The sequence below is a fragment of the Cupriavidus sp. 8B genome, from assembly GCF_054589115.1.
Window position 1 is genome coordinate 1 of the sequence record NZ_BAAILO010000110.1, and the last position, 10,537, is coordinate 10,537.

At 62.6% G+C, this 10,537-nt stretch carries 5 protein-coding genes; 3 read left to right on the top strand and 2 right to left on the bottom strand.

The features are described from left to right. The 3 genes from ACYP5B_RS12350 to ACYP5B_RS12360 all read left to right on the top strand — a co-directional run. The coding region (locus ACYP5B_RS12350; protein WP_459569801.1) for a TolC family protein at positions 1-631 on the top strand (631 nt) is incomplete at its 5' end. 12 nt (positions 632-643) lie between these two features. After that, the gene (locus tag ACYP5B_RS12355; protein WP_459569802.1) at positions 644-1,378 is read left to right on the top strand and encodes an MgtC/SapB family protein; all 735 of its coding nucleotides are present in this window, start codon (positions 644-646) and stop codon (positions 1,376-1,378) included. A gap of 283 nt (positions 1,379-1,661) precedes the next feature. Beyond that, positions 1,662-5,096 (top strand): adenylate/guanylate cyclase domain-containing protein, encoded by a 3,435-nt coding sequence (locus ACYP5B_RS12360; RefSeq protein ID WP_459569803.1) that lies wholly within the window; start codon positions 1,662-1,664, stop codon positions 5,094-5,096. Between the two features lie 1,404 nt (positions 5,097-6,500). On the opposite strand, the gene ACYP5B_RS12365 is transcribed toward ACYP5B_RS12360, so the two are convergent. Beyond that, on the bottom strand, positions 6,501-7,430 hold the full coding sequence (locus ACYP5B_RS12365; protein WP_459569804.1) for an SOS response-associated peptidase family protein: 930 nt from the start codon (positions 7,428-7,430) through the stop codon (positions 6,501-6,503). A gap of 55 nt (positions 7,431-7,485) precedes the next feature. Further along, the coding region (locus ACYP5B_RS12370) for an error-prone DNA polymerase (RefSeq protein WP_459569805.1) at positions 7,486-10,537 on the bottom strand (3,052 nt) is incomplete at its 5' end.

Sequence of the window (10,537 nt, forward strand, 5' to 3'; positions counted from 1 at the left end):
GCCGGACAATCTCACGGCGTGGCAGGCAAAGGGTGAAGAACAGAGCTACCTCGTCAAGACCAGGCAGTCGGAGCACGACGTTGCCGGCGCGGAGATCGATAAGTACCGCGTCAGCAGTCGCCCGACCGTCGCGCTCGTGGCGCGTTATGGCGCACAAGGGCAAACCGGCAACCTGGCTCCCTGGATTGCAGGCAGCAACACCCGAACCGCGACGATCGGCTTGCAGCTCAACATTCCGCTGTACGCGGGCGGCGGACTGGATTCGCGCGAGCGGGAATCGGTTGCGAGGAAGAGCCAGGCGGAGCAGGAGGTTGCCGCCGCCCGGCGAGACGTGCGTTTGAAGGTGCAGGACGGATTCCTTTCGGTGAAAACGGGCGTGTCGCGCGTCGCTGCACTCGAGCAGTCGTTGACTTCGGCGCGTAGTGCGCTCGCGGCAACGACGCTTGGCCGGGACGTCGGCACCCGTACGCAACCCGACGTACTCGACGCGCAGCAGCGCGTGTTCACCGCTGAGCTCGACCTGGTCCAGGCACGCTTGGACTACCTCCTTGGCCGTCTGAAGCTTGCCGCGGCGGCGGGGGAATTGAGCGAGGAAACCTTGCGCTCGCTGAATGCCTGGCTCGCAGCCTGATCGCGAAATCCTATGCTAGGAGATCTGCAGCACTATTGGAGCGGCGCCTTTCTCGCCGCCAACGCGTTCATCGGGCTGAACATGGTGGGCGCGCTGCTGCTCGGCATGCTGGTTGGCTACGAGCGCTCATATAACGGCCGCGCCGCCGGCATGCGCACTTATGGCCTCGTGTGCATGGCGTCGACAGCGCTGACGGTGTTCGTCGGTCACGCGCCGCTCTGGTACGGCGGTGCCATTGCGAACGTCCAGGCAGACGCGACCCATGTGGTCCAGGGTGTCGTCACCGGCGTCGGCTTCCTTTGCGCGGGGGTCATCATGAAGGACGGCATGCGCATCCGCGGCCTCACCACCGCGGCATCCATCTGGGCTGCCTCGGCCATAGGCGTGTTGCTCGGCGTTGGATTCTATGCCGCCGCGTTGCTGCTCGCCGTGCTATGCGTGAGCTCGATGTCTCTGTTGCACCGGCTTGAGTCCAGGCTTCCGGGGCGCATGACGCTTGATGTGTCGCTGACTTTCCAGCCCGGAGAAGCGCCGGATCTCGATCTACTGATCGACAGGGCAAAGTCCCGCGGATATCGCGTGCTGCACGACAGCCTGACCATCACGTTTGCCGACAACCAGGCCGTGTGGCGAGTCAGCCTGGTCGCACCGGACAAGGCGCGCGCGCTATCGCCGGCAGGACTGGCGGCCGAAATGGCTGCAACCCAGGGTGTCTCCCGGTTCAGCATCGTGCCGGTGCGCAGTTGAGCCGGGTAAGCGAACACACCGATATCTTGCCTATAAGATGGGCCCTCCGCCGGAGTGGTCGAGGACGTGAATACGCGATCGTCGGCGTGGGCCGGGAAGCCGAGCAGTGCCGGTGAGCTTGACGCGCGGGACGACCGAGGTCTTGGACAACCCCTTCCTTGAGAGCCTCAAAGTGCACCTTGACCGTTTTGGTGAGCGGCATTTTCGGCTACTTATCCCTTGCGACGGGCGGTCATTACGCCTCTAATGAGTTCGTGGCAGGCGAAGGCTGTCAGAGGGCGATATGCGCTGCACAAAATGCGGGTTCGAGAACCCCGCGGGAGGAAAATTCTGCGAGGAGTGCGGGCAAAGGCTTGCGCAGATCTGCCCGCAATGCGGCCATGAATCCAGCCCCGCAGCAAAGTTCTGCGGTTCTTGCGGCGCGCCCATGACGGAGCTGACCGCAACGCCAGTCGCTGCCGCACTGCCAACGCCCGCTGTCCCCGCACCGGTTCTTTACACGCCGCCCCATCTCGCCGAACGCATCCTCGCCGAGCAGGCCGCGATGGAGGCCAGGGGACAGGCTGCCGGCGAACGCAAGACCATTACGGCGCTGTTTGCGGACATGGCCGGCTCGACCGCCTTGATCCAGGACCTGGACCCCGAAGAAGCACGCGGGCTGATCGACCCCGTGATCGCGCTGATGATGGAGGCCGTGCATCACTACGAGGGATACGTTGCCAAGTCCCTGGGCGACGGCATCCTGGCTTTGTTCGGCGCGCCGATTGCCCACGAGGACCACCCCTTGCGGGCGTTGTACGCGGCGCTGCGCATGCAGGAAACGATGCGCCGCCATGGTGACCGGTACCGTCTGGAGCAGGGTGTCCCGCTGCAGATCCGGGTCGGCATCCATACCGGCGAAGTGGTGGTGCGCTCGATCCGCAAGGATGACTTGCGCGCGGACTACGATCCGGTGGGGCACACGATCCATATCGCCTCCCGGATGGAAGGCGTCGCAACACCGTCGTCGATCCTCGTCAGCGAATCGACCCATAAGCTGACCGAGGGGTACTTCGAGTTCAAGGGCCTCGGGACCACGCACGTAAAGGGTATTCGGGAGCCGCTTGCAGTCTATGAGGTGCTCGGCCTCGGCGCCTTGCGCACGCGCCTGCAAGTGGCGGCGCATCGCGGCTTGGCGCGGTTTGTCGGCCGCCGGGCCGAATTGGAGCGCTTGCAGGAGGCGTCGGAGTCGGCCAGGGCGGGGCGAGGGCAGATCGTCGGGGTGGTTGGCGAGGCGGGTGTCGGCAAGTCGCGTCTGTACCACGAATTCAAGGCACGCTCGCAGCGGGGCTGCATGGTGCTCGAAACCTTCTCGGTTTCGCATGGCAAGGCCTTTCCCTATCTGCCTTTGATCGATCTGTTGAGAAACTACTTTCAGATAACCGCGCAGGATGACGAACGGCTGTATCGCGAGAAAGTCACCGGCAGGTTGCTGACCCTGGATCGCACACTGGAGGACCATCTGCCCTATCTGCTTTACCTGCTCGGTATCAGCGAAGCGGGCTCGGCGCTGCCCAAGATGGACGCCACCATCCGGCGCCAGCGCACCTTCGAAGCCATTGCACGGCTACTGATGCGTGAGAGCCAGAGTCAGCCGCTGATGGTCTTGTTCGAAGACTTGCAATGGCTGGACAGTGAGACCGAGGCCTTTCTCAATATCCTCATCGAGCATGTGCCGCGCACCAGGTTGCTTCTGCTCGTCAACTACCGCCCGGAATACGCGCATGACTGGGGCGGGAAACTTTACTACACCCAATTGCAACTGGAACCGCTGGGGCAAGCGGAGGCACAGAGCCTGCTCACGGCCCTGCTGGGAGACCATCCCTCGCTCGTGCCCCTGAAACTGCTTATCCTGGCGAAGACGGAGGGCAACCCGTTCTTTATGGAGGAAGTCGTCAAGACGCTGGCCGAGGAGGGCGTCTTGCCTGGCCAGCCCGGCAGCTACCGGATCGAGAACGCCCCTTCGTCACTTCATATTCCGACGACCGTGCAGGGGGTGCTCGCCGCCCGAATCGATCGGCTTCCCGTCGCCCAGAAGGACTTGCTGCAGACCCTTGCGATCATCGGCAAAGAGTTTCCCTTAAGTCTGATCCAGCATGTCACCGCGCAACCGGAAGAGGAACTGCGCCCGCTTCTGGGTGACCTCCAGGCCGGCGATTTCATTTACGAGCGTCCCGCATTCCCGGAAGTGGAGTACGCGTTCAAACACGCGCTTACCCAGGAGGTGGCCGCTAACTCCCTGCTGACCGGTCAGCGCAGTGTGCTGCATGAACGCACGGCCCGGGCCATCGAGACGTTGTTTCCAGGCCGGCTGAAGGACTATTGCAGCGAACTGGCTCACCATTACAGCAAGAGTGGCAATGTGCCGAAAGCCATCGAATACCTGCATCTGGCGGGCCAGCAGGCCTTGCAGCGTTCAGCACAGATCGAAGCGATCCATCATCTCGGTGCAGCCCTCGAACTGCTCAAGTCCATGGCAGACACCCCCGAACGAGCCCGGGAGGAACTCACCGTGCTGCTGACCCTCGGTCCTGCCTGGATGGCCGCTCGAGGCTATGGTGCGCCAGAGGTGGAGGAGACCTACACGCGTGCATTAGCCTTGTGCGAACAGGGCGGGGAAATACCGCAGATCTTCTCGGCGCAGTTAGGACTGTGGTCGTTTTATCTATTGCGTGCGCAACTCAGTACGGCACACGCCTTGGCGCAGCGGCTGCTCGGTCTCGCGCAGGATAAACAAGATCCGGAACAGCTCGCGGAGGCGCACCGCATTCTCGGCGCCACCTTGCTCCGTCTGGGCGAGATCAGGATGGCCCGGACGCACATGGAGCAGGCGCTGGCACTGCACCGCCCCGATCGGCAAACATACAGCAAACTTCTACGTCATGCGCCGAACCTCGCCCTTCATATCCAGAGCACATTAAGCTGGACGCTCTGGTTTCTGGGCTTGCCGGACCAGTCGCGCGCGCGCAGCGAGGAAGCGCTGGCGCTGGCCAGAAAGTCCTCTGATCCGTTCGGCCTTGCCTTGTGCCTGATCTTCGCGGCCGAATTGCACCAGTACCGGCGCGAAGTGCAACTGGCGCGTGAGTATGCAGACGCCGCCATCGCACTTTCAAGCGACCAGGGGTTCCCCCTCTATCTGGGTTGGGGAACGATCCTGCGCGGCTGGGCGCTTGCCGAGCAGGGTAGTCATGAGGAGGGAATCGCGCAAATACATCAAGGCCTCAGCGCCCGCGAAGCCACCGGAGCGGCATTGGGTCTGCCGACGCTTCTGGGGTTGCTCGCCAACGCTTATGGAAAAGCAAGGCAAGCCGAGGCAGGGCTTCGTGTGCTGAATGAGGCGTTGGCTGTGGTGGAGAACACGGGCGAGCGGTTCGCTGAGCCGATTCTGCTTCGGCTCAAGGGGGAACTGGTTCTGATGTTGGCTGGCGACGAAGCGGGCTCGTCCACCAGGGCCAAAGAGGCCGAAGCCTGTTTTCAGGCGGCAATCACCATTGCTCGTGACCAGGGTGCCAGGTCAGTCGAACTGAAATGTGCGCTGAGCATGGCCCGGCTATGGCAACGCTGCGGCAAGACGGATGCTGCCCGCTCAATCCTGGCGGGTATTCATGGCACGTTCACCGAGGGATTCGATACCGCTGACTGGCAAGATGCAAAAGTACTGTTGGAAAACCTGACGTAGGCGGGTATCCATTCGGGCTTGTCCACGGGCAGCGTGCACGACCTGCCGTCCGCGCTGCGGGGTGGCAACGGCATCGGCAAGTCAAGGGGCGGAAGCGCGCTGCTGAATGCGGCCGGGCGACTGATGATCGTGTTCCATGGCAATGGCGACAAAGCCGTGCCCCGTCCAATGGCAGCCGGCTGGTGGCACTTTAGAGCATCCTATTCCTGCGGTTGCCAAGGCAGCAAGACGACCTGTACCTGTGTTTTCAAGAGACGCTGGGTGATCCGCTGAAGGAAGAGGGCTCTGCCCGCGATGAGTGTTGGCGCAACTGTCAGAGCGTCTACAGACCCGTGAGCGCGAATGTCGCACGGTGGAGGGTGTCGCAAAGGCGTCCACCACAGTCCTTGGACTCGTGGAAGCGGTGCTGAAGGGCTAACCTCGCAGGCGCGTCCCGCGCAGACTTCCCGCCGATTTCCATCGATGAGAGAGATCAAGCAGCGTCGTCTATTCGTACCCCGCGGCGTTGCGGTTCCCGAAGTAAAGGTGCAGCCGCCTGCGGGCGGCTTTTTGTCGCAACCGTCCATGCCGATAACGGCTATCAGCATGGAGTTTCAGATTGCAAAGCCAAGCTGGCCTGGGTGCACCATGGCCGTCACGCGAGGATCGCGTCGTGGTCGAGTCGCAACGTCACTTCGAACGTCTTGTATTTGCGGCGGATCATGCGAGCACCTCGGCTGTGTTTTGACAATTGTTTGCAATCGGCATCAGACCGGATCGGTAAGCTGCAGGAGCCCAAGATGGCCTTCGGGTAGCCGACTTATGACAATCCTTCTTGCCGTTGTTATGGCGTGCGCCTTGATCTTTGCTGCTTACGTCGCACTGTTCTGGTTCTGCGCTTCCTCTCTTTATGGTGACGAGCTCAGCCCCGGTGGTGAAAGTGGTGGCTGGAGTCCTTGGGACCCGGAAAGTAACGCTGCAGATCAGCGCAGCTGCAATGTCAAGTAGGAGCGGGTAACGGATCACGCTTTCACCCCCTCGGAACTTGATACGATTGCTTACATGTGCAGTCCTGCGCAGTGGGTATTCTTCCGACACATCCAATACCCGGAGGGGAAAAGTCTTATGAAATACGTTCTCGTGTTTTCGATTGCTGCCGCTGCGCTGCTGAGCGGCTGTGTTGTCGCTCCGTACGATGGGTACGGCCGCGGCGGATACTACGGCGGACGCGATCGCGGGGACCATGACGGGGATCACGAGGGGCGGGGCCGAAGGGACCGCGGTGGCGACCAGGGTGATCGGCGCGATAGGGGGCGCGGCGATCGCGACTAAGCTCGGTTTCCCGCCCGCTTGGTTCTGGTTCACTTCGTCTCTCCTTTGGCGCTTGCAGCGCGCTCCAAGATCAGCAGGCCGCCTTTGGAAAGCCTACGCGGCAAGGCGATGTTCATAAAAAGGGCGCTCGCGATCATCCAAGATCGCGTATTGAGCGGCTAGGTCGTGCGGATCCGGAACTAGCCAAGCGTCAACGTACTCGGGCTTGATTGGCACAATGCAGCGGTCATGACCCGCCGCAACCACTTCGGGCGGCGGTTCATCAGTGATGGCGGCAAAGGAGAATAGGTCTGCCTCACCGTCGGAGCCCCTGGAGTAGGACCAAAGGCAAGCCACCAACATGTCTTGCGAGGGCTGCGGGCTAAACTCCAAGACTACGTTCTCCCCCTCGCGCTCCACGTTCTCGTAGAAGCGGGTGATAACCATGAGGCCGTGCTGAAAGCCGAACAGCTTGCGCCATGCTTTGTCCAGGTTGTCGCGCCTGGCATTGTAGGTTCCGGGCTTCTGTTTCTCCATCGCTTCCGTCCAGCCAGGCAGACGACATTGATATCGCATTGGAACGATGAGGCGTTGTCCGTTCTTCATGATCATGACCGGTGCATAGTGGCCCGGGAAGATGCGCGCATCGCGATCGAGCGGTGTGATGCGTTGCAGATCCGCCAGATTGCGTTGCGCCCGAGCGATCTTGTCGGTGGCGATGCGCTGATCGTTTTCCGCCTTCTTGGTTGGCTTCGTCGCCAGCGCGCGCTCGGCTCCCGACAGGCGAGTCTTTTGCTGGAACAATTCCGCTTCGAAGGCGTTTGCTTGTTCCTTGTCCGCCGTGGTAACCAGTTCGAGAAGTTCTCTCTCTTCTTCCGTGCGCGGTTGGCGGAACGCGTCGCGCATGGCCTTCGGGATCTTTTGCCAGCCGCCGTCTTGGCGCTTCTCCCAAAACAACTCGACAAAGCGGCGGTAGCTCAGGATCGCGCCATACTCGCGCTCGAATTTTCGGAAGTCGGCCTCGATTTGCGCGGAGTAACACATAACGGGGACGCTCCTCTATCGTCAGGAATGACCTATGGGAAGGATACGCCTATCCCTAGCAGAAGTTCCGGCTGCTGGTCTCCAAGCCCCCGAGAAGTGCCGTCAAATCGACCAACCGCTGCGCCACAAGGTGGCGCACCTCGCCCTCGCACTGCCATTGGCCGTAGACGCCTACCAGGCGCGCGCCGAGCACCTCCTTGCGGAACTTTTCCATCACCGATGGCCAGACGATCACATTGACCGTACCGGTTTCGTCCTCAATGGTCATGAACAGCACGCCCTTGGCGGTGCCAGGCCGCTGCCGCACGGTCACGAGACCGCATCCTCGCGCGAGTTTGCGGTTTTGGAAGGTCGCCAGTGTTGCGGCTGTTTCAAACCGTCGCGCAGCGAGCTGACTGCGCAGCAGCGCGAGGGGATGGCGGTTCAGAGTCAGGCCTGTAGCGCGGTAGTCCGCCACGATTTCCTCACATTCGCTGGGGGCACGCAACGACGGATTCTCTTCCGTGATGTCAGCGGGCCGCAGCAGGTCCTTGTCAGGGACTGCCACCAGTGCTTGCCACAAGGCTTCGCGCCGGTTGCCCGCCAGCATACGAAGCGCATTGCCTGCGGCCAGCACTTGCATGTCGTGGCGATCCAGGCCGGCGCGTCGTGCCAGGTCAGTCGTGGTGTCGAACGGGCGAACTGCCCGGGCTTGCTCGACGCGCCGGGCAGCTTCTTGCCGCATGCCGCGTAGCAGGGACAGGCCCAACCGCACCGCGGGCTTTCCGGAGGCACGCGGCTCGAGGGTCGAGTCCCAGCCGCTGACGCTTACGTCGGCGGGTAGCACTTCTACGCCGTGCCGCTGGCCATCCTGCACCAGTTGCGAGGGGCTGTAGAAGCCCATCGGCTGGCTGTTGAGCAGCGCACATAGGAACACCGCAGGCTCATGACATTTGAGCCAGGCGCTAGCGTAGACCAGCAACGCGAAGCTGGCTGCGTGGCTCTCAGGGAAACCGTACTCGCCGAATCCTTGTATCTGGCGGAAAATGCTCTCAGCGAATTCACGCTCGTAGCCGCGTTCCAGCATGCCGGAGACGATGCGGTCATAGTAGCGTTCGAGGCCACCCTTGCGTTTCCAAGCGGCCATGGCACGGCGGAGCTGGTCGGCCTCGCCCGCTGTGAAGCCGGCCGCCAGCATCGCCACCTGCATGACCTGTTCCTGGAAGATTGGTACGCCGAGCGTGCGCGACAGCGCTTGCTCCATGGCTGGACTGGGATAGCTGACGGCTTCCTTGCCCTGGCGCCGCCGCAAGTAGGGGTGGACCATGCCGCCCTGGACAGGGCCCGGACGGACAATGGCCACCTCGATGACCAGATCGTAGAACGTGCGCGGCCGAAGCCGCGGCAGCATCGACATCTGGGCACGCGACTCCACCTGGAAGACACCTACACTGTCGGCGTGGCAGAGCATCTCGTAGGTGGCGGGATCCTCGGCGGGAATGTCCTGCAGTTCGAAAACCTCCCCGCGCTGCTCCGAGACCAGGTCGAGTGCCCGGCGGATGGCGGACAGCATGCCAAGTGCAAGGACGTCCACCTTGAGCAGGCCGACCGCGTCGAGGTCGTCCTTATCCCACTGGATGACGCTGCGCTCCGGCATGGCTGCGTTCTCGATCGGCACCAGGCGTGAAAGCTTGCCGCGGGCGAGCACGAAGCCACCAGAATGCTGGGAAAGATGGCGTGGGAAACCAAGCAGCTGCATCGCCATATTGGCCCACCGCTGGGTCAGTTCGCTCTCGGTGTCGACACCGCTTTCCGCGAAACGCTTAAGCAGGTCCTCCTTGGTATCGAACCAGTGGTGCGCCTTGGCGACTATGTCGACGATTGCCGGGTCTACACCCAGTGCCTTGCCGGATTCGCGCAACGCGCTGCGCGGCCGATAGGTGGCCACGGCCGCAGCGAGCGCCGCGCGGTCGCGTCCATACTTGGCGTACAGGTACTGGATCACCTCTTCGCGCCGCTGGTGCTCGAAATCGACGTCGATGTCAGGCGGCTCGCCACGTTCCTTGGATATGAAACGCTCGAACAGCAGGTTGCCGCGCGCGGGATCGACCTCCGTGACGCCAAGGCAATAGCACACAGCAGAGTTCGCGGCTGACCCGCGGCCTTGGCAGAGGATGCGGTTGGAACGGGCGAAGCGAACAATGTCGTAGACCGTCAGGAAGTACGGTTCGTACTGCATATCGCTGATCAACTCGAGCTCGTATTCTATCTGGCGCTGGACGTTCGACGGGATCCCTTGGGGAAAGCGGCGATGAGCGCCGATGTAGGTTTGATCCCTCAGGTAGTCGGCGGGCGCGACCCCATCGGGCGCGACCTCGCCGGGGTACTCATAGCGCAGTTCATCCAGCGAGAACGTGCTTAGGTTGGCGATATGCAATGACTCGGTCAGCAACCGGTGCGGATAGATGTTGGCCAGCCGCAGGCGCGAGCGGAGGTGCTGCTCCGCGTTGGGCGTAAGGCGATATCCGCACTCGGGCACGGACGTGCGCAGCCGGATGGCACTCAGCACGTCATGCAGCGGCTTGCGGGAGCGCACGTGCATCAGTACGTGGCCGGTGGCCACCACGCGCAGATGGTTGTCGGCCGCGGTCCGCAACACGCCGGCGCGGTGGAAGTCGTCCATCGCGCGGTACAACAGGCTCAGGCTGATCCACGCGCGTCCGGCGAACGTGGCGGTGATCCAGGCGGCCTGGCTATCTAGCCGGTCCGCCGGTGTGCAGTAGTCCGGTGTGAAGATGAGGGTGCAGTCGGGCAAGCCCCTCAGGTGCGCGTAGGGTGCCTCGGGTGCATCCAGGTCGCGCGGAGTCAGCAGGTAGGCGCCCTTGGCAGTCCGCGTGCGGGCCAGCGTGATGAGCTCGCATAGGTTGCCGTAGCCTTCGCGATTGCGCGTGATCGCGATGAAGGAGACAGCCGGGCTGCCGTCGGCATTGACCAGCCGGAAGAAGGCGCCGACCAGCAGCTTGAGGCCGTGTTTCTTGGCCTCGGTGTGGGCGCGGACGATGCCTGCCAGCGAACATTCGTCCGTGATGGCCAGGGCGCTGTAACCGAGTTCGACCGCGCGCTCGACC

Bases quoted from the DNA above. Each gene is read 5' to 3' on its own strand.
- ACYP5B_RS12365 (WP_459569804.1), bottom strand. From the start codon at position 7,430: ATGTGTTACTCCGCGCAAATCGAGGCCGACTTCCGAAAATTCGAGCGC.
- ACYP5B_RS12355 (WP_459569802.1), top strand. From the start codon at position 644: ATGCTAGGAGATCTGCAGCACTATTGGAGCGGCGCCTTTCTCGCCGCC.
- ACYP5B_RS12360 (WP_459569803.1), top strand. From the start codon at position 1,662: ATGCGCTGCACAAAATGCGGGTTCGAGAACCCCGCGGGAGGAAAATTC.